The sequence below is a fragment of the candidate division KSB1 bacterium genome (genome assembly GCA_034506335.1).
Classification (GTDB): domain Bacteria; phylum Zhuqueibacterota; class Zhuqueibacteria; order JANLFK01; family Oleimicrobiaceae; genus Oleimicrobium.
Map to the genome: position 1 here is coordinate 126422 of JAPDPR010000001.1, position 21110 is coordinate 147531.

Below are 21110 nucleotides of genomic sequence, written 5' to 3' on the forward strand. Positions count from 1 at the left end.
CACATTCAATTTGGCGCGCGGCCCGGCGCAGGGCTGAGGTGCACCGCACCTGCCGTCTTGCTTACTCCTTCACGACCTCCAACTGCGAACGGAGCCGGATGTCCTCGGAAGAGCTGCCCACCATTATCTCAAAGGTTCCGGGCTCCACCACAACCCGGAGGTCACGGTCCAGCATCGACAGCTCTTCACGCCCCAGGCGGAACGTGACTGTGGTCTTCTCGCCTGGCTTGAGATGGATACGCCGGAAGCCCTTAAGTTCTTTCACCGGCCGCGCGACGCTCGCCACAACGTCGTGGATGTAGAGCTGCACCACCTCGTCCCCTGCCCGCGGGCCCACGTTTTCCACCTCCACGCTCACTGTGGCCGTGCCCGTAGGTGGTATGGTCTGCGGTTCAATGCGCAGATTCCGGTAGGCAAAGGTGGTGTAACTCAAACCATGGCCGAAAGGAAAGAGGGGCTTTCCGCTCAGGTCCACATAGTCCCAACCACGGCCCGTGGGTTTGGGGTTATAGTACAAAGGCAATTGTGCCACCGAAAGGGGAAAAGTGATCGGGAGTCTACCCCCGGGATTGTAGTCGCCCCACAGCACCTCAGCCACGGCAGTACCTGCCTCCTCGCCGCCGTACCAGGCCTGGAGCACCGCCGGCACCTGGTCCAGCCAGGTGCGCATGGTCACCGCACTCCCCGTTTGCAGCACCACCACCGTGGGCGTTCCTGTGGCGGCCACTGCTTTGATCAGCTCCTCCTCTTCCGCAGGCAGGTCCAAGTTCGCCCGGTCGCGCCCTTCTCCCTCAATGATGCCCACCACCACGATTGCCACGTCCGCCTCCTTGGCCGCCGCAACTGCCTCGTCTCTGAGCTTGTGCTCCTGCGGCTGCAGGTCCCAGCCCAGGCTGGCAAAGGCGTACCCAAGATTCTCGTAGTACTCGATCACCAGGTCATACTCACGCCCCTTTTCCAAGGTGACGGTGACCACATCGGTGGTGGCGCTGCGGTCGACCCACATGTCCACCAGCAGCTTACCATCGAAGTACAGCCGCACGCCGTCGTCGGTGGTGATGCCTAATTGGACCCGGCCACTAACAGGCGAGACCAACTTACCCGACCACCGCGCGGAAAAGCAGTCGGTGGGCAGCGAAGGATCAGGACCGTCGCCGGCCCAGTCGAAATGGATCACCGGATCGATGCGTACCAGGGCTGGCTCGCCTGCCAGGTCCTTGTTGGCAAAATACTCGGCGCGCAGCCCATGTTCACCAGGCTTTCCACCGGTGGGAATAAGGTACTGGGTGGGGATGACGGGCAACATCGCCGGAGTGATCTCACACCCTTTGGCATAAAGCACCTTCACGCCTGGCCTTGCCTTTTTCATAGCCTCCAGCACCGAAACGGTCTTTGTCCCCCAACCGCTATAGCCGCCAAGCTTGACCTCGTCGGCAAGAGCCCCGATCAGCGCCACTGCCCTTGTCTCCTTTTTCAGTGGCAGCAGTCCTCCCTCGTTCCGTAAGAGCACTATGGCTTTGCGGGCAGCCTCTGCAGCGAGGGCGCGATGCTCGGCGCAGTCGTTCACCCGCGCCGCCTCCTTTGGATCCGCGAAAGGATTGTCAAACAAGCCAATGCGGAACTTTGCAGTCAACACCCGTCGCACCGCCTGGTTAAGCGTCTCCTCTGAGACCAGCCCCTCCCGCACGGCCTGCAAGAGCGGCTCGCCGTAAATGTACACGTTGGGGAGCTCCACATCGAGGCCGGCGTTGATGGCCTGCGCCGCCGCCTCCTTTTCGTTGGCCGCAGTGTGGTGCATGTTGTAGATGCCGGCCACAGAGCCATAGTCCGAGACCACAAATCCTTTGAATCCCCACTCCTTGCGCAGCACCTCAGTCAGCAGCCACGGGTGCGCCGAACAGGGCGTCCCGTCGTAAGAGTTGTAGGCGGCCATTACCGAAGTGGCACCTGCCTCCTGAAAGCAGGCCTTGAACCCTGGCAGGTAGACTTCCCGCATCAGGCGCTCAGTGAAGTGGACCGGATGGCTGTCGCGTCCTCCGTCGCCGAGGTTGGCGGAGTAGTGTTTGGGCGTGGTGATCACACCTAGCTCCTCAAAGGGCTTGCAGAATGCCACGCCCATGCGCGCCGTCAGGTAAGGGTCTTCGCCATAGGTCTCTTCCACGCGCCCCCAGCGCACGTCGCGGGCGATGTTCACCACCGGCGAAAGCACCTGGCGAATCCCACGACTTTTTGTTTCCAGGGCAATGGCCCGCGCCACCCGCTCCATCAGGGCCGTGTCCCAGGTGGCTGCCAGGCCGATCGCCTGCGGGAAACTAGTGGCGCCGTTCCCCACCAGACCGTGCAGCGCCTCATCGTGCATGATCACCGGTATGCCCAGGCGCGTCTTTTCCACCATGAACTTTTGGATGCGATTGAGCTTTTCTGCTGCCTCCTTAGGCCCGTGAGAACGGAGAATGCACCCCAGGTTACCAATCCCTTTTTCTGTGATGAAATTAGTGCCCTCCACCTCGCGAATCAGACACTGCAACTGGGCGACCTTCTCTTCCACTGTCATGCGGGAGAGGAGGTCTTCAACTCTCCGCTCGACAGGCAATTTGGGGTTCTTGTAATCAGGTGTGCCGCCCCGTGCCTGACCATGAGCAAAGGCGGCCAAAACCCAGCACCCTGCCGTGAGCAAGGCACACCAGGCGAACAGCAGGCTCTTTGTGTTGAGTACCATGGCACCCTCCCTGCAAAAGTCCGTGATCATGCTTGCCTCCCTTTCCAAAAAGGCCTATCCCCAGTCACCCCCGGGCGCACCAACCTTCATCGCGCGCAGTGCCGCGAAATCGGCCTGACTGTGCCAGACGAGAGGACCTTCTTCTCAACACCCTTGTAAGCCACAGCACTCATCGGACGTTTCGATCTCGATGGTGCTGTGGTGCACATTTTGAAGGCCCAGCACCCGCCGGCACTCTTGTTTGATGCGTAGCATCTCCTCTGCGGTCGTGCCGGGAGCTACTACCGCGTGAAGGGTGAGGACATTGTACTGCCCGTCCATGGACCAGACATGCAGGTCGTGCACTGAACAGACACCCGGCACCTTGCGCACGGCCCGTTCCAAGCCTTCAAGGTCCACCGCCTCCGGGACAGATTGCAAAAAGATGCCAGCTGCCCTGGCAAGGTTGATCCACACCCTCCAGACTACGAAAAGGGTAATGGCCACAGAAAGAGCGGGATCCAAGAAGAGCGCGTTGGTGAAGTGCATCACCACACTGGCGACCAACACCGCGGCCCATCCGAGCACATCTTCCAGCAGGTGCAGCATGGCGACCCGCTCGCTGAGGCGCTCACCCTTGTGCAGGCGCCAGGCGGCCGCCCCGTTGACCACTACGCCGAGGACCGCCAACGCCAACATCCCGCCGGTGTGCACCGGATGCGGGGCAAACAAGCGCGGTATTGCCCGCCACAGTACCATTGCCGCGCCGACCAGAAGCAGGAGTGAATTAGTCACCGCCCCCAAGAGCGAGAAGCGACGATAACCAAAGGTGTAGCGCTGAGTTCGAGCACGTCTGGCGAGCTTGTCCAAGTACCAGGTTAGCCCTAAGGAGAGGCTGTCGCCCAAATCATGGAGGGCGTCGGAGAGGATGGCCAAGCTATTAGTCAGCACACCCCCGATCAGTTCCACCAGGGTAAAGCCCAGATTGAGAAAAAAGGCGACCCGGAGGTTCCCGGTATCGTGCGGTGCCACTTGCGGAGGTGAACAACACCTATCTCGTTCCTGCGCAGTGGGCATAGGCGTCTTCATGTCAGCGACAATGGCTTTCTTCTGGGCTCCGAAGGGCCGCTTCCACCTGGAGACTTTCGCGCATGACTGGCGCCAAGGGCCGAAAGGGCGCACCCAATTGCGGTGAACTTGCTCTTACCTTGTCCAGAACAGGCGGTCTCCACAATCACCTATCCCCGGCACGATGTATCCCTGCTCATCAAGGCGCTCGTCGATGTGGGCGCAGTAAATCTCCACGTCCGGGTGCGCGGCATGCAGGGCATTGATCCCCTCCGGCGCAGCCAGCAAACAAAGGTGTCGAATGGACGTGGCGCCGCGCGCCTTCAGCGAGGAAGCGGCTGCCACCGCCGAGCCGCCGGTGGCCAGCATTGGGTCCAACACATACACTTGGCTCTGCCTGAGCTCCGGCACCTTGCAGTAGTATTCCACCGGCTCAAGCGACTCGTGATCGCGATAGATGCCGACAAACCCTACCTTGGCCAAGGGGATGAGCCGGAGAAAACCATCCAGCATTCCCAGACCCGCGCGCAGAATGGGGACAACCACCACATCATCGTCCAGCCATTCAGCAGTGGTGCTCGCCAGGGGTGTCTCGATGGGGATGGGGCGTGTGCGCAGATTACGCGTGGCCTCGTAGAGCATGAGATAGGTGATTTCGTTCACTAACTGCCGAAAGAGCCAGGGTTCCGTCTGCTTCATGCGGACCAGGCCCAGTTTATGCCTGATGAGCGGGTGCTCAGTGACTACTACGGCGCCCATGGGGTCTCCTGATTCTCGCCTCCGCATAACTTGGCGCAAATATACGGAATTTTCGCGCAAATGTCAAAAGCGAAATGCACATTCCGGTGGTTCCCAGGCGACCACGTACATGGGGCTACGAGCCGGCCACAGTCAGCTCACCGATTTTGACGGTAGGACCAATGACGCTGCGCCGCAACTCCAGGTCATTTCCCACCATCTCAATACCCTCCAGCATGCGCCCCAAGTTGCCGGAAATGGTCACTTCGGCCACGGGATAAACCACCTCTCCCCCCTCGATCCATAGGCCAAATGCCCCTCGTGAAAAGTCCCCGCTGACCGGGTTGAAACCCGACCCCATTGTACTCGTCACCAAAAGCCCCTTGTCCACCGAGGCAATGATGTCCTCCGGCGAGTGCGGGCCGGGGGCAAGGTAAAGGTTTGTGGGCCCGGAGGCGTTCCCAGTGGAGCGCATGCCAAGCTTGCGTGCCGAGTAGGTATCAAGGAGGTAGCTTCGCAACAGACCATTTTCGATGACTACAGTCGTGCGCGTCGGCACGCCTTCGCCATCGAAGGGTCGGGTACCAGGAGCCCCAGGAATGAGGCCTTCGTCGACCACGCGCACTTGGCGCGAGGCCACCTCCTGACCTAACTTGTCTACCAAGAAGGACTGGCGCTGATAGATCGCTCCGCCGTTCACGCACGCGTAGAGGAGCCCCAAGAGCTGACCGGTCACCTCCGGCTCGAACACCACGGGGACGTTCTGGGTCGGTACCTTACGCGGTCCGATGAGGCGAATCAGGCGCATGAGGGCCTTCTGGGCGACCATTTCCGGCGGCGGCAAATCGGCCAGATGGCGCCTGCTCTCGTACCACCCTTCCTCCACCAAGTCATCTCCTGAACCCGCCTGCAAATAGACACCGAGAGCGATGCTCGTCGCCTCGTACCAGCCTCTGACCCCGAGGGAGTTTGCAATGAAAAACTCACCCACATGCGTCTCACAACTGGCGCCATAGGAGTTGGCGACTCGTGGGTCGGCCAAGCAAAGCTCCTCGGTCTTGAGCGCCAAGCGAATCTTCTCCTCTGCGGGCATGCGCGCCACCTCGGGGTCAGAGAGACGCAAGGCAGCGATGTCCACACTCAGCTCCTCCTTCTCCGGCAGTCCAGCAAAGGGATCGGCATGCACCAGACGTGCACGCGCCACCGCTCCAGCAATAAGTCGTTCCAGCGTGGCACGGCTCAAATCAGACGAAGAGGTACTCGCCACGCGTTGGCCCACGATGACGCGTGCACCCATGCTCAGGGCACCCGCCTCTACCAGATGCTCGATTTGACCCTTGCGCACGCGTACGGAAAACTCGGTGCCGCGGCCGATGGCTACTTCTACCTGGTCCGCCCCAGCTCGGCGGCCATAGTTAACCAACGACTCGGCCAGTGTCAGAAAATCGATCCTTTTCACCGGCGCCCTCCCACCGTCATCTGGTCAATGCGCAGCGTGGGCGTACCCGCGGTCACGGGCACAGACTGCCCTTCCTTCCCGCACGTGCCAAGAAAGAATCCCATGTCGTTGGCCACCATCGAGATACTCTGCAGCACCTGAACGTTCGTGCCGATAAGCGTAGCATTCTTGACTGGACGCGTCAGTCGGCCGTCTTCAATGAGGTAGCCGAGATTCACGGAGAAGACGAACTTGCCCGAATCCTCAACCTGTCCCCCTTTAAATGTCTTGGCATAGAACCCCTTCTTCACCGAGGCAATGACCTCCTCGGGGCTGTAAGCCCCCTCGGCAAGGACGGTATTGGTCATGCGCGGGATAGGGTAATGCTGATAGCTTTCCCGGCGACCGTTGCCGGTGGGCGCCATGCCCATCAGGCGCGCCGAAAGGCGATCCTGGAGGTACCCTACGAGCCTGCCTCGCTCGATAAGTACGGTGCGCTGCGTGGGAGTTCCTTCGTCATCAATGTTCAGCGAACCGCGCAGATGCGGGATGGTGGGGTCGTCGTAGACGGTCACCTGCGGCGTGGCCACCATGCTCCCCATGCGATTGGCCATGATGGACGTTCCTTTGCGGTTACCGTCTGCTTCCAACGGATGTCCCACCGCCTCGTGGATCATCACACCGCTCTGTCCAGCGCCCAGCACCACAGGTTGTTCGCCGGCGGGCGGGTCCACGGCCTGCAAAAGGGTGATAGCTTCCTCGGCCGCGGTGCGTCCCACCTGCTCTGGCGTCTGCACGCGCTGAAAGTAGCCAAGCCCCACGCGACCGCCGGCAGTGAAGGTGCCCCGATTACGCACACCATCACACTCAGCCACAACATTCACCGCCAGTCGAACCTGCGGACGGAGGTCAGTCACCACCAGCCCCTCGCTGTTGGCAACCAGCACATGAGCCAACACGTCGGACATAGAGACTTGCACTCGGCTCACACGGTGGTCGTAGGCTTGCGCGGCCTGGTAAGCCCGCTGGACTATGTCCAGCCTTGTGGGAAGTGGAAGGACGGAGAGCAGCTGGTCCAAGTCGTAAACCTGGTGCGGAGCGGTGTGAGCGCGCAAGGCTACAACACGCGTCCTACCCTCTCCCAGGGCGATGGCCGCGGCAGTGAGCCCGGCATGACGCAAGGCGCGAGAAGAGAGGTCATTGGTGTAAGCGTAACCTGTTTTTTCGCCGGCCAGTACCCGCACCCCCGCTCCCAGCGTCACGCTCTCGGAGGTCTCTTTGAGGAGGTCCTCCTCCATGACAACGCTGGTGCTGACCCGATACTCCAGGAACAGCTCTGCAAAGTCTCCACCCTTGTCCAAAGCCGCCGTCAGCACGCGGTGCATGGCGCCTGGCGAAAGGTCAAAGTCATAAGAGGTCACCGCGCACGCCGGCGAGGGTCGACCCAACCCAGCAGTCCCCTCCCCTTCTGGGGCGCCGTAGGAGCAAACCATTCCGTCCTCCTCAATCGTGAGCCATCCAGCTCTGCAAATCTACGCACAATCGGGTGTGCGTGCAAGGGAAATGTTTCCGGTGAGCCGGCAAAAACGTAGCCTCCCAGGCCAAAGGAGCAAACTCCGGAAGGCCAAGTACACGGCATGACGGGCAGAAAGCGTTGCCCAACGTGCGCTGATCCGGTTTCGGTTCCCCCCGAGAACTCCAGTCCGCTACCCCCTTCGGTTCGATCGCTAAGCAGGAGATTCTTCAGCCAACATAGCTGCGGAGAAAACTCTGCATCCGATCCCAGGCGGCAAGTTACCACCTCGGCGCGAGAGAAGGAAAACCGAGCAGGCCGAGAGCACAAAGGGACACGATGCCGTGCCCGTCTGTTCGTGGCTCCTCCTATCGGAATCCGCTTTGAGACTCTCGCGGTGAGAGCACCTCAATCGCACCACAAGGGGTGCACCACTGCCCACCTTCGGGCTTTCCTTGATCCTTTACTTCGCAGCTGGCAGCCACCTCGACCTGGCGCGCAAAGGGCTTTCGAAGCAAGGCCTGCACCTCCACGCGCCCGGCATGCCTACGCCCACGCGTCTTGAGCCATGGGGTCACCATCGAGACAAAAGAAGCTACGCCGCAGGCGCTCCCGAGGACTCCTCTGGCTCGGGTCTCCTTTTCTGCCGCCGCCACTAGCTTCACCCCCAGACCTTCGCCACGCATGCGCACCTACCAGAGCGCCTTGTGCCGACCCGCCTCCTTCCTCCGGTCCAACCTCTCTTCCAAGCAGAAACAGGAGGCTCGACCGTCTCAACGCGCTTAGGGGGTCCCTTCGGAGAGCTTTACAGTGGTGTGCGCCAACATCAGAGGGTACGCCTCCCGACCTTCCGCCGAGGCGCACGTTTTGCCATTGCTTCCACCAAGGCGAAGTCAATCAGCCGCTGGTTTTCATCGACCCGGGCCACGCGCACCGTCACCGTATCGCCCACGCGAAAGACACGGCCCCGCCGTTGGCCGATCATGGCATGGCGGACGGGATCATGCACGTAATAATCGTCGCCCAGCTCGGTGATATGAATAAGGCCCTCCACAAGGAGAGTGGTCAGTTCCACAAAGATGCCGAACGGCACGATACGCGAGATCACCCCCTTGTACACGTCCCCGATGTGCCCGGCCATGTATTCAACTTGCTTCATTTTGACCGATTCGCGCTCTGCCTCCTGCGCAACCACCTCTCGCTCCGAGGCGAGGCGGCAATCGGCCTCCAGGGCGTCGCGGTCCACGCCAAGGGCGACTTCTTTGGCCTGGTGGTGCTGATACTGCTTCAGGAGCCGGTGGACCATGAGGTCCGGGTAGCGCCGAATAGGCGAAGTGAAGTGGGTATAGTGCTTGTAGGCAAGCCCAAAGTGGCCGACGTTCTCGGTGGAATACCGGGCTTTCATCATGGCCCGCAGCATGGCGTCGCGGATGATGGGCTCTGCGTCCAGGCCGGTGACCTGGGTGAGAAGCTTTTGGAAAAAACGCGGCGTGAGTCGGGGCGGTTCTTGGACCACCACGCCAAACGCTGCCGCAAAGCTTAGGAACTCGTTCATCTTCTGCCGGTCCGGCTTCTCGTGGATACGATAGACAAATGGGGGTTCGAGCTGCCCATCCTCCTGGCGGCGCAGGAACACACCCACGTGGCGGGCCACCGTCTCGTTGGCAAGGAGCATGAACTCCTCAATGAGGCGGTGGCTGTCTAAGCGCGGGCGTGGGCGGATCTCTACTGGCCGTCCGGCGCTGTCCAAAATCACCTGCACCTCTGGCGCATCCAGGTCTACGCTGCCCCGGCGCTGGCGTTTGGCAATCAACGCGTGGGACAAGGCGCGCATCTCCTGCAATACGGGAGTAAACTGATCTGAGCGGGCCCCGTCAAGGAGCTCCTGCACCTCCTCGTACGTGTAGCGGCGCCGGCTGCGAATCACAGACTCGCGGAACTGGTACTGGACGAGATCCCCGGCAGGGGTGAGCTCCATGAGCACGCTGTAGGCGAGGCGATCTTGGTCAGGCACCAAACTGCAAAGCTGGCTGGAGAGCCTCTCCGGAAGCATGGGGATGGCCCGGTCGACCAGGTACACCGAAGTGCCGCGCCTGCGCGCCTCGCGGTCAATTGCTCCCCCTGGCGTCACGTACCAGCTCACATCGGCAATGTGCACCCCCAGTAGCAGGTGGCCATTGTCCAGGGACTCCAGCGACACCGCATCGTCAAAGTCCTTTGCGTCGGGAGGGTCGATGGTGAAAAGCACTCTCTGGCGCAAGTCAAGACGACGGGCCAGTTCGTCAGCAGGGATGTCCGCAGGCAGGGAGGCCGCCTCCTCCTCTACCTCAGGCGGGAAGGACTCCGAGAGATCAAACGCGCGCGCCACCGAGAGCACATCCACGCCCGTTTGATCCGGAAAACCCAGCACCTCCACGATGCGCCCCTCTGGGTTGAGCTTCTCATGCTCCCAGTTAACAATCTGCACCACCACTTTCTGCCCGGGCTGGGCGCCCATGGCGTCCGCGTCGTGGACGTAGATGTCGTGGGGAATCTTCAGCTCGTCCGGGACCACAAACCCGTACTTCCGGCCGCGTTTGTAGGTGCCGACGATATTCTGCCGCGCCCGAGCCAGCACTTCCACCACTTTCCCTTCTGGGCTGCGGCCGCGGGTCTGGGCAAAGAGGCGCACTCTGACGCGGTCCTGGTGCAGCGCGAGCCCCATGTTCCGCTCGCTGATGAATACGTCTTCGCCTCCATCGTCGCGCACGACAAACCCATACCCCTGGGTCTTGACGCGCAACACGCCGGTCACCTCTTGTGCCGACCGCCCCTTGCCGTACCGGTTGCGCGGGTACTTGACAATGGCGCCGGTAGCCACCAGTTGGCGCAGAGCCGCGCGCAAGAGTTGATAACGGTCCTGGCTGACGCCAAGCCGTCTGGCAATCTCCTTAGCTTTGAAGGTGCGCTGCGGTTGCTGGGAAAGCAGCGCCTCGACTTGCGCGGTAAAATCCTCTTGTGAACTCAAAGGAAGAACCTTTCTGTGAATAACCATGTCAAAAAAAGTTCGGCCCACACCGTGGTGATGGGGCCGTTCGCCCCCAATGTCGTGATTGCAATATACGCAAAGCTGCTGGGATTCGCAAGGTGAAAATGGGGCGGGCGAGGAGCCCCATAACCCAGCGTCCTCGGCCTTCCGCGAAGGTCGTTACCCCGGGGGTTTGCAAGGCGATCTTGACGCCCTCAGGCCATCTCTCGTATGCTCCTACATGTGTAAGGCCCCCCCTTCTCGTCGCTCGTTCTTTTGGGAAGCGGGCTTGTGTCAAGGGGGCAGTGGGCGAAACAGCGCGCACGTTTTCCGTGGCGGTCACTGGACCGACGGTAGCGTCCACCTCCAGCTGCCTCTTGGGATTCCTGGGGAATGCAAGTTTTCCCGCACTTCGGTGTTATAAGCAGGTGAGCGTGGCGTTCGGGTCATCACGACGACTAGGCCGGGAACTTGCCGGCGGCAAATCCGTAAGGTGCATGTGTGCTGTAGTACGTGGCGGCATAGTGTTACCAGAGGGAGCATATGGTCATCACCATTGAAGGCCTGACAAAAATCTACGAAGGCGGAAGGAAAGCCCTCGAGGACATCAATCTGCGCATCGAGAGCGGAATGTTCGGCCTGCTGGGTCCCAACGGCGCCGGCAAAACCACCCTGATGCGCATCCTGGTCACCCTCATGAAGCCCACCTCGGGAGTAGTCAAGTTCAATGGGCTGGACCTGCAGAAAGATCGGCGGGCCATCCGTGCTATGCTCGGCTACTTGCCGCAGGATTTTCGCCTTTTCTCGCGCCTCACCACCTGGGAGTTCTTGGACTATATCGCTGCGCTTTCGGGACTCAAGGACAGCCGTGCCCGAAAAAAGGCCGTCGCCAACATGTTGGAACAGGTGGGCTTGTACGAGGTACGGGACCGGCAGGCGAACAAGCTCTCCGGCGGCATGAAGCGGCGCCTGGGCATCGCGCAGGCGCTCATCGGCGACCCAAAGGTGGTGATCGTCGACGAGCCCACCACCGGCCTGGATCCGGAGGAGCGCATTCGCTTCCGCAACCTGCTCTCGGACATGACCCGCCGCGACATCATCATTATCCTTTCCACCCATATCGTGGGCGACATCTCCAGCACTTGCCGGCAGATGGCACTGCTGAACAATGGCCACTTGGTCTTCGAAGGGGCACCAGAGGCACTGATCCAGCAAGCCAAGAATCACGTGTGGCGAATCCAAGCGGCTGAGTACGAGCTGGAAGCCATCAAAGAGCAGTACCCGGTCATCGCCACCATCCCCGCCGAGTCCGGCTGGGAGGTAGAAGTAGTAGCCGAAAACTTGGACACCTACCCGGGCAAGCTCATCGACCCGAACCTGGAGCACGCCTACGTCTACTTCATGGAGTACAAGCTGGGGGCGTCGCTTGACGAGAAGGAGTTGGTCGAAAGGTAGAACAAGGGGCGCTAACTGTCCCATAGCGAGGTGAAGACGATGTTATCTCTGCACAATATCTGGACTGTGGCCCGGTTCGAGATCAAGACCCTGCTCCGCAGCTGGTTCTTCCGCATCTTTGCCGGCTTGGCAGTGGTCGGCCTGTTTGTACTGAACCTCCTGCTGCTCACGAACGTGGGCAACTCCCCGTGGATCTTTCGCGGCCTGCCGGCGTCGGTGCCATATCTAAACCTGTCGCTCCTTAACGTGGTCCAGGCGGTCATTGCCGTCTTCTTGGCTTCGGACTTTTTGAAGCGCGACAAGAAACTCGATACCACCGAAGTGGTCTACATGCGTTCCATGACCAACGGCGACTATGTGTTCGGCAAGACGCTGGGGATCTTTCTGGTCTTCCTGGGCCTGAACCTCGTGGTGCTGCTGGTGGCAGGTATTTTTCACGCCGCGTTCAGCGACTTGCCCTTCGGCATCAAACCTTATCTCTACTACCCGCTCCTTATCAGCTTGCCCACCCTGTTCTACGTGTTCGGCCTGGCCTTCCTGCTCATGTCGCTCATCCGCAATCAGGCGGTGACGTTTGTGGTCTTGCTCGGCTACATTGGCCTGACGCTCTTTGTGTTGGGCGGCAAGGTGCATCACCTTTTCGATTACATGAGTTTCAACGTGCCGCTGATGTATTCGGACTTTGTAGGGTTTGGGGACGTGGGCAAAATCTTGATTCACCGCGGCATCTACTTCTGTTTGGGAGTGTCGTTCATCGGGGCGACAGTCCTCCTGCTGCGCCGTTTGCCCCAGTCGGTAGCCATGACTCGCACCGCAATAGCGTTGACGGTGGCTTTTTTCGTTGCGGCACTGGCACTCGGCTACACGCACCTGCGCTCCTTCTACCAGGTACGTGCGGAGCGCAAGGAAATGCTGGGGTTGAACACGTCGCTTGCGACTCTCCCGCGTCCCACCCTCGTGGGCATGCGCCTCACGCTGGAACATCGCGCTGATCAACTGCACGGTATGGCGGACATGACCCTCCGCAACCAGACCGACCAGCCCTTAGCCCGCTTTGTGCTGGCCTTGAACCCCGGCCTGACCGTGGACCGCGTGGAGCAGGCGGGGCAGCCGGCTGAGGTCAGGCGCAGGAGGCATCTGCTGGAGGTAAGTCTGCCCAGACCGTTGGCAGCAGGGGCTGAAGACTCGCTGCGGCTCGTCTATCACGGAAAGATAGACGAATCGGTCTGCTACCTGGATGTGGACCAGGCCGCGCGAGAGAGTTCGTATCGCCTGGCCTTGTTCAACATCGACAAACGCCATGCTTTCCTCACGAAAAACTTTGGGCTGTTGACGCCCGAGGCTCTCTGGTACCCCAAGCCTGGGGTCACGTACACTCCCCAGGAGCCAGCGGCGGTGGCCGAGGATTTTTGCCGATTCCAGTTGGATGTGAAGACGGCGCCGGGATTGGAGGTCATCGCCCAGGGGGAGGGTAACCAGGTAGCGCCAGGACGATTCCAGTTCCGGCCAGAAGTACCGCTGCCACGCCTCTCGCTGGCTATTGGTCCATATGAAAGACGCGCCCTCGTGGTGGACTCGGTCCAGTATGCGTTGTACACCCTGCCGCGCCATGACTACTTCGTGCCTTACTTCAATGAAGTGGGCGACACCTTGGCCGCGCTCATCCGGGAAATCAGGCAGGACTACGAGGTGCGGGTGGACTTGAAATACCCGTATCGGCGTCTCCTTTTGGTGGAAGTGCCGGTGCAATTCTACGCATATACGCGGGTGTGGGGCGGACCGCAAGAGACCGTGCAGCCGCAGATGGTCTTTCTGCCGGAGAAGGGAGTGCTGTTGCCTGCGGCCGACTTTCGCGAGGCCATGCGGCGGGAACGGTGGCGGGCGCAGCGGACGAATCAGATCAGTACACCCAAAGAGACTCAGACGCGCTTGTTCCGCCAGTTCGTGGGGAGCACCCTGGTCTCGGGCATGACCATGATCCGCATCGGCCGGGGCGGGGACCCACTCAGCGGCGCAGGCTATAACGTCTTTCCCAACTTTTACAGCTTTGCCACTGCGGTGCGTTCACACCAATGGCCGTTTCTCAACCTGGCCATGGAAGCCTTCCTGCGCAGCCGGGCCGAGGCAGCATTCGCGCCCCCATTTCGCTTTTTCTCAGGCTTGACCCAAGAGGAAAAAGTCAACCAGGCCTTGCAGGGGAAGAGCCTTCGGGAACTGCTGTCCGACGAAGACGCCAAGGCGCTGGTGGCAGATGCCATTAAGCTTAAGGGCACCTTTCTTTTCACCTACCTCCAGCATCGAATCGGCAAAGAGCGCTTTGCGGAGTTTGTGCGCGAGTGGATAGACCGCGCACGTTTCCAGGCGGTCGACGCGCAGCAGTTCGTAGATGAGCTGCGAAGTCGCTTCGGCGTAGACCTCACCACCCTGCTGACCGAGTGGTCGACCAGCACAGAGCTACCCGGGTATGTGTTCAGTGAGCTGGAGGGGTACAAGGTGCTGGACGGAGAGCGGACGCGCTACCAGGTCAGATTCAAAGTGACCAATGCCGAACCGGTGGCAGGGTTACTCGTCCTGACCTTCCGCGTGGCAGGCGGTGGCCCAGGATTCGGCTTCGGTCCGCCTGGATTTGGCCAAGCCAATGAGGTCCAGCGCACCGTGGCCCTGGGTCCTGGCGAGACCAAGGAAATCGGCATCGTTCTGGACGACCAGCCGCGGATGGTCACGATCAATACCCTGACCTCCAGGAATCTCCCGTCGGTCTTGAGCAAGCCGTTCGATGAGTTCCAGGAGAACAAGAAGGCGCAGCCATTTGACGGCGAACGCCTTGTGAGCGAGCCGGTGAGCCTGGTGGGCCCTGGGGAGCTGGTGGTTGATAATGAAGAGCCAGGCTGCCGGGTAACCGGCACAGGGAGAGGCAGCCCCTTGCGCCGCCTGTTGGGCGCTGGGCGAGCCGCCGACCAGGAACGTTACGTGGCTATGCAATTCTGGCGACTTCCCTCAGAGTGGAAAACCACAGTGCAGGCGAACTTTTTCGGCCGTTACGTTCGCTCGGCTTACTTCACCAAACCTGGAGGTGGGGATAAGTCCGTCACGTGGACTACACCTCTGGATGCACCGGGATACTACGGCGTCTACTACTACATCGGCGGGCAAATGCCCGGCCTGATGCGCTTTGGTCGTGGCCCGGGCGGGCCAGGCCCCAGACCAGGAGAGCGCCCCCGGGACTCAGGACAGTACCACTTCCGCATCCACCATGACGACGGCGTGGACGAAGTCCTTTTTGACCGCGCCTCCGCCGAAGAAGGGTGGAACTTCCTGGGACGTTACTACTTGTCCGGCGACAGCGCGAAGGTCGAACTGACCAACGAGAGCGATGCCCGTGTTGTCTTCGCGGATGCCGTAAAGTGGGTCAAGGAGTGAAACGCAAGGTGAGGAGGTCTTGAGAGAAGTGGAGAAGAGGACGACCATGAAGACAACGCGTGCCTGGCAGGAGCGACTGAGCCGTGCGCTGGCGTTGGTGGTCTTGACGCTCGCCGCCACCCCAGCGACCCACGCGCAGCGCGTGTTGACACTCCAGGATGCCTTGGCGATCGCTATGCAGAAGAGCCCGGATATCCAGCGGTCCCAACTGAATCTGCAACGCAGCAGCGAATCACTCAACGCGCAAAAGGCGGCGCTAAAGTCACAATTCAGCTTGTCCATCACTCCCGTGGACTACCGGAATGAACGGGTCTTCAACTCCTTCTTTTCCCGCTGGAACACGAATGAGACCAAGAGTTGGTCTGGCACCTTCACCATTTCCCAGCCGATCAGGTGGACTGATGGCACGTTGGCCCTCATCAACCGCTTCGGCTGGCAGGACGTGTACAGCGAGTTCCAGAACACGAGGAGCAAGACATTCAGCAACAATCTCTACCTCAGCCTGCAGCAACCAGTGTTCACCTATAATCGCACTGAGATTGCCCTCCGGAGGTTGGAGCTGGACTTGGAGGACGCGGCGCTCAGCTATGCCATCCGTAAACTGGCATTGGAACGGAGCGTTGCACAGGCCTTTTTCGACGTGTACAAGAACAAGATGAGCCTTGAGATAGCCCGCGAGGAGCTCAGCAACCAGGAGCAAAGCTACCAGATTATCAAGAACAAGGTGGACGCGGGCTTGTCGGCTCTGGAAGAACTCTACCAGGCCGAGCTCAACCTTTCCACCAGCAAGTCGAATGTACAGAATAAGCAGGTGGTGCTGGACAACTCCTTAGACGCCTTCAAGCAGCTCATCGGCATGTCGCTATTTGAGGAGATCGCCGTCCAGGCGGACATCACCCATCAGCCGGTGCAGGTGGACCTCCAATTGGCCCTTGACCACGGCCTGAAGTGGCGCATGGAGCTCCGCCAGGCGCGCATCGACATCGAGACCTCGCAGTTCGACCTCATTCAGGCTTCAGCCACGAATGAGTTTCGCGGCGATGTGACCGTCTCGTACGGCGTCATCGGCACCGATGAACGATTTGCCAACATCTATGAGGTTCCCACCAAGAACCAGCGCCTGAGCCTTTCGTTGGAAATACCCTTGTGGGACTGGGGCGAAAAGCAGTCTCGGATAAAGTCTGCCGAGGCAGTAGTGAAGACGCGAGAACTGTCGTTGGAAGAAGAGCGCACCAACATCATCATCGCCATACGGCAGGTGTATCGTAACCTGCAAAACCTGGAGCAACAGATCGAGATTGCCCGACAAAACGTGCGCAATGCCCAATTGACTTATGACATCAACCTGGAGCGCTACAAGAACGGTGACCTCACGAGCATGGACTTGCAGCTGTACCAGAACCAGCTTTCCCAGAAGAAGCTGGCGCTGGTGGACGCCTTGATCAACTACAAGATTGAGTTACTGAACATGAAGATTCAATCCCTGTGGGACTTTGAAAAGAACGAATCGGTTGTGCCGCAAGAGTTGCTCAGATCGCGCTCGTGAGCGGCTGGCCTAAGGTGAGAGTGGACAAAGGAGTACGCGGTGAAGAGAGAACTGTGGTTGTTGTTCGGGCTGTTGCTATTTGTGGCCTGTGGTGGCCGGGAAACTGGCGGTGAAACGGATATCGCCGTGCCGGTTTCCGTGGAAGAGGTCAAACTCCGGCCCATCGAGGAGTTTATCGTCACTACCGGCACCGTAAACGCGATTAAGGAGGCGCTGCTTAACTCGGAAACGGCTGGGTTCTACCGCCTACTGACCAATCCCCAGACGGGCAGACCCTTTGCCTTGGGAGACCGCGTGAGTCGGGGACAGGAGATCATCCACCTGGATAACCCGGAGCTTGAGACAAGCATCAAGATCGAGGCCCAGGAGTTGAATCTGGACATCTCGAAGCGGGAATTCGAAAAGCAGCAGTCACTCTACGAAAAGGGCGGAGTAACGCTTCGTGAGCTGAAAAACGCGGAGCGCGCCTACGTGGAGGCAAAATACGCCTATGAGAACGCTCTGCTGCAGTTGGCGAAGTTGAAAATCGTGGCTCCGTTTGATGGGGTGATCGTGGAGCTGCCGTACTACACGCCCGGGGTGCGGGTGGCCGCGAATCAGCCTATGGTCAAGATCATGAACTACGGCCAGCTTTACATGGAGGCTAACCTCCCGGGAGCAGACCTGGGTCGCGTCAAGGTCAATCAGCCGGTGCGAGTGATGAACTACACCATGGCCGGAGACACGTTGCGCGGCAAGGTTTCGCAGGTGTCCCCTGCCATTGATGCCAGCACGAGGACGTTCAAGGCGGCGCTACTGATCGACAACCCGGAGTGGCGGCTGCGTCCAGGCATGTTCGTGAAGGCCGAGATTGTGGTCGCGCGCAACGATTCCGCCATCGTGGTGCCCAAGGATGTGATCCTTGCCAAGCGGCAGGGCAAGACCGTCTACGTGGTGGAGCGCGGCGCGGCGCAAGAGCGCGTGATCACCACTGGTCTGGAGAACCCCAACGAGGTGGAGGTAGTGGAGGGCCTGCGCGTCAACGAACGGCTGGTGGTGAAAGGGTTTGAGACGCTGCAGAACCGCTCCAGGGTCAAGATCGTGCGGTAGGCCGCTCGTCGTAACCTGAAAGAACAACGATGAAGAAGCTGACGGAATTCTCGGTCAACTATCCGGTCACAGTGCTCATGGTGGTCTTGGCCACCTTGCTCTTGGGGTACATCTCCTTCCGCAAGTTAGCGGTGGACCTATTCCCCGAGCTGAGCAACCCACGGATCTACGTGGAGCTGAAGGCCGGGGAGCGACCGCCAGAAGAGATCGAGAAGCAGTTTGTAGATGGCATCGAGGCCCTTGCCATCCGCCAGCGTCACGTGGTGGAGGTCTCCTCGGTGTGCAAGGTCGGCTCGGCGCAAGTGACCGTGGAGTACGCCTGGGGCACCGACATGGACGAGGCGTTCCTCGATCTGCAAAAGACGCTCACCAGCTTCAGCCAAAACGCCGCCATCGACCAATTGACCATCACGCAACATGACCCCAATGCCGCCCCCATCATGCTCATCGCCCTTTCGCACCCTCAGGTGAGCGACATGGATGAGCTGCGCAAGGTGGCGGAAAACTACATTCGTAACGAACTCATCCGTTTGGAGGGTGTGGCGGAGGTCGAGATCTCTGGGCAGGAAGAGAAGGAGGTGGTACTTGAAACCGACCCGTATCTGCTTGAGGCCTACGGCCTTACCCCTGATGCGGTTGCCAGTCGCTTGAACCTCTACAATCGGAACGTTTCCGGCGGCTCGATAGTGGAAATGGGGCGCCAGTACGTGATCAAGGGCATCGGCGCCTTCCAGTCTATCGAGGACATTGCCAACACTGTGCTTACCTATCGACAGCCGGACATGGCCGGTACGGCCGAGGCGGGGAGCCCAACCCGTGTGCCGGTCACCGTCAAGGACGTAGCCAAGATTGAGTTGCGCAACAAGGAACCTCAAAATATCGTCCGGCTTAATCAGAAACGCTGCCTAGGGCTTGAGGTCTACAAAGAGACCAAATACAACACCGTGCGCGCGGCAAACGAACTGCTTCGCGCCCTGGCTACTATCCGACAGGCGCTCCCAGGTTACGAGCTGGTGGTGGTGCAGAATCAGGCTAGTTTCGTGACCACCGCCGTTCGCGAGGTTGAACAGAGTGCACTCGTAGGTGTAGTCCTTGCGGTGATTGTGCTTTATGTCTTTCTCCGACGTATCGGTGCAACGGCCATCATCAGCGTCGCCATCCCAGTCTCGGTGGTGGCGACATTCAACATGATGTACTTCAATGGCCTCACGCTCAACATCATGACCTTGGGTGGTCTTGCCTTGGGTGCAGGCATGCTGGTGGACAATGCCATCGTGGTGATGGAAAACATATTCCGCAATATCGAAGCAGGGTTGTCCCTGCGTGAGGCGGCCATCATCGGCGCCGCCGAGGTTGGGGGCGCCATCACCGCCTCGACTTTGACCACCATCGTCGTGTTCCTGCCCATCGTCTATCTGCATGGGGTGGCCGGTGAACTTTTCAAAGACCAAGCATGGACGGTGGCGTTTGCCCTCCTCTCCTCGCTGGGCGTGGCTATCCTTGTTGTACCCATGCTGGCGGCCAGGTTTCTGAAAGCAGTTCCGCGCCAGTCGGCGCCACGCTCGATCACCTTTCCCTGGTACCCGCCGCTCTTGGCTCGGATTCTGCGCTACAAATGGGCGGTAATTGGCTCCGCCGCAGGCTTGGTTGCTCTGGGAGTACTCCTTGTGCCTACGGTCGGGAGCGAGTTTATTCCCAAGACCGACCTGGGTGAGTTTTCGCTTGAGCTCAGGCTCCCAGAAGGGACTGAGCTCCGTCGCACCGAGCAGACCGTGGAGGCGGTCGAGAACCTGGTGCGGGCGACGGCCGGCGAGGATCTTCAAGCGCTCTACAGCCACATCGGGCCTTCGACCACCACGAGCGCTGATGAGAAGGCGGTCTTTGCGGCGGAAAACACTGCCACCATCAGGATCATCCTCACACCAAAGCATCGCACCCCAGCGCAAGAACTTATCCGCCGAGTGAATGCCCAACTGACTGAAATCCCCGATCTGGAGGCGGAGTTTCTCCAGGAGCAGTCGGCGCTGCAAAGCACCCTGGGTACCGAGGCAGCACCTCTCGTCGTGGAAATCAAGGGGGATGACTTGGCAGTGTTGGACAGCCTGACGCAGCAGGCCAAGCGTCGTTTGCTTGCTGTGGAGGAGCTGTTCAACGTGCGGACAAGCTTTGAGGAAGGGGCGCCCGAGGTGGAAGTGGTCGTGGATCGTCTCCTGGCTGGCGTGTACAACATCAGCGTGGAGAGCATTAGCTCCCAACTCCGCGACCAGCTCATGGGCAAGGAAGCGGGCACGTGGGAAACCGGCGGTGAATTGCAGGACATCACACTCCATCTGCCCAAGGTGGGCGTTGGCCAGTTACGCGACCTGTTGCTCACCACTGCCGGCGGCCAGCAGATTCGGTTGAGCGAAGTGGCCACCATCCGCGAGACCCGCGCACCAAAGGAAATCTATCGGCGCAACCAAAACCGCATCGGGCGCGTGACCGCGCACATTCAGAAAGGGAGACCTTTCGACCACGTGGCCAAGCGGGTTGAGCAGGAGCTGACAAAGCTGGACCTGCCGCCCGACTACAAGATCACTATCGCAGGCGAGGAACAGAAACGACGCGAAGCGTTCCGCAACCTTGGCTTCGCGCTGGTGCTCTCTGTGGTCCTGGTCTACATGGTGCTTGCAGGACAGTTCGAGTCGCTCCTCCACCCCTTTACGGTGATGTTGAGTGTTCCTCTCGCCGGTGTCGGCTCGATCTTGGCCTTTTTCATTGCCGGCAAGTCGCTCAATATTATGGCCTACATCGGGCTCATCATGCTCGCCGGCATAGCGGTGAACGACTCGATCATTCTGGTGGATGCCATCAACCGCCTTAAAGGCCAAGGATACGGCCTGCGCGAGGCCATTATCGAGGCAGGAAGTCAGCGGATCAGACCCATCATCATGACGAGTTTGACCACCATCCTGGCGCTGCTCCCATTGACCGTCGGCTTTGGCGAAGGGGCCGCATTGCGGGCTCCCATGGCCTTGGCTGTGATCGGCGGCCTTTTCACTTCCACGCTGTTGACGCTGGTGGTCATTCCGTGCATCTACCTGGTGGTGGATGAGTTTCGCGCCCGACTGGCCGGGAGCTTATAGCCCAGACCAACCG

Annotated in this window: 11 protein-coding genes; 5 read left to right on the forward strand and 6 right to left on the reverse strand. The window is 60.0% G+C overall.

Features of this window, described 5'->3' with window-relative positions:
* Positions 1 to 61: 61 nt before the first annotated feature.
* The 6 genes from ONB25_00560 to rnr form a co-directional block, all read right to left on the reverse strand.
* Positions 62 to 2719, reverse strand: coding sequence for a glycoside hydrolase family 3 C-terminal domain-containing protein (locus tag ONB25_00560; GenBank protein MDZ7391380.1), 2658 nt, complete (start codon positions 2717 to 2719; stop codon positions 62 to 64).
* Between the two features lie 144 nt (positions 2720 to 2863).
* Positions 2864 to 3775: a cation diffusion facilitator family transporter gene (locus ONB25_00565; GenBank protein MDZ7391381.1), complete on the reverse strand. Its 912-nt coding sequence runs from the start codon at positions 3773 to 3775 to the stop codon at positions 2864 to 2866.
* 126 nt (positions 3776 to 3901) lie between these two features.
* Positions 3902 to 4525, reverse strand: coding sequence for a uracil phosphoribosyltransferase (gene upp, locus ONB25_00570; GenBank protein ID MDZ7391382.1), 624 nt, complete (start codon positions 4523 to 4525; stop codon positions 3902 to 3904).
* A 115-nt stretch (positions 4526 to 4640) separates the two neighbouring features.
* Complete coding sequence (locus ONB25_00575; protein ID MDZ7391383.1) at positions 4641 to 5963, reverse strand: TldD/PmbA family protein; 1323 nt, start codon at positions 5961 to 5963, stop codon at positions 4641 to 4643.
* Positions 5960 to 7435, reverse strand: coding sequence for a metallopeptidase TldD-related protein (locus ONB25_00580; GenBank protein ID MDZ7391384.1), 1476 nt, complete (start codon positions 7433 to 7435; stop codon positions 5960 to 5962). Before ONB25_00580 ends, ONB25_00575 begins: the two co-directional genes overlap by 4 nt.
* Before the next feature lie 846 nt (positions 7436 to 8281).
* On the reverse strand, positions 8282 to 10462 hold the full coding sequence (gene rnr / locus ONB25_00585; protein ID MDZ7391385.1) for a ribonuclease R: 2181 nt from the start codon (positions 10460 to 10462) through the stop codon (positions 8282 to 8284).
* Positions 10463 to 11005: 543 nt separating this feature from the next.
* On the opposite strand from rnr, the gene ONB25_00590 reads away from it, so the two are divergent.
* Genes ONB25_00590 through ONB25_00610 form a run of 5 tightly spaced genes read left to right on the forward strand, consistent with a single transcriptional unit; the run spans position 11006 to position 21097 of the window.
* Positions 11006 to 11917, forward strand: a complete 912-nt coding sequence (locus ONB25_00590) for an ABC transporter ATP-binding protein (protein MDZ7391386.1) — start codon at positions 11006 to 11008, stop codon at positions 11915 to 11917.
* 39 nt (positions 11918 to 11956) lie between these two features.
* Positions 11957 to 15337: a hypothetical protein gene (locus ONB25_00595; protein MDZ7391387.1), complete on the forward strand. Its 3381-nt coding sequence runs from the start codon at positions 11957 to 11959 to the stop codon at positions 15335 to 15337.
* A gap of 46 nt (positions 15338 to 15383) precedes the next feature.
* Positions 15384 to 16883, forward strand: coding sequence for a TolC family protein (locus tag ONB25_00600; protein ID MDZ7391388.1), 1500 nt, complete (start codon positions 15384 to 15386; stop codon positions 16881 to 16883).
* 39 nt (positions 16884 to 16922) lie between these two features.
* Positions 16923 to 17972, forward strand: a complete 1050-nt coding sequence (locus ONB25_00605) for an efflux RND transporter periplasmic adaptor subunit (protein ID MDZ7391389.1) — start codon at positions 16923 to 16925, stop codon at positions 17970 to 17972.
* A 29-nt stretch (positions 17973 to 18001) separates the two neighbouring features.
* Complete coding sequence (locus tag ONB25_00610) at positions 18002 to 21097, forward strand: efflux RND transporter permease subunit (protein MDZ7391390.1); 3096 nt, start codon at positions 18002 to 18004, stop codon at positions 21095 to 21097.
* The last annotated feature ends 13 nt before the right edge of the window (positions 21098 to 21110 follow it).

Bases quoted from the DNA above. Each gene is read 5' to 3' on its own strand.
- ONB25_00560 (MDZ7391380.1), bottom strand. From the start codon at position 2,719: ATGGTACTCAACACAAAGAGCCTGCTGTTCGCCTGGTGTGCCTTGCTC.
- ONB25_00565 (MDZ7391381.1), bottom strand. From the start codon at position 3,775: ATGCCCACTGCGCAGGAACGAGATAGGTGTTGTTCACCTCCGCAAGTG.
- upp (MDZ7391382.1), bottom strand. From the start codon at position 4,525: ATGGGCGCCGTAGTAGTCACTGAGCACCCGCTCATCAGGCATAAACTG.
- ONB25_00580 (MDZ7391384.1), bottom strand. From the start codon at position 7,435: ATGGTTTGCTCCTACGGCGCCCCAGAAGGGGAGGGGACTGCTGGGTTG.
- ONB25_00590 (MDZ7391386.1), top strand. From the start codon at position 11,006: ATGGTCATCACCATTGAAGGCCTGACAAAAATCTACGAAGGCGGAAGG.
- ONB25_00595 (MDZ7391387.1), top strand. From the start codon at position 11,957: ATGTTATCTCTGCACAATATCTGGACTGTGGCCCGGTTCGAGATCAAG.
- ONB25_00600 (MDZ7391388.1), top strand. From the start codon at position 15,384: ATGAAGACAACGCGTGCCTGGCAGGAGCGACTGAGCCGTGCGCTGGCG.
- ONB25_00610 (MDZ7391390.1), top strand. From the start codon at position 18,002: ATGAAGAAGCTGACGGAATTCTCGGTCAACTATCCGGTCACAGTGCTC.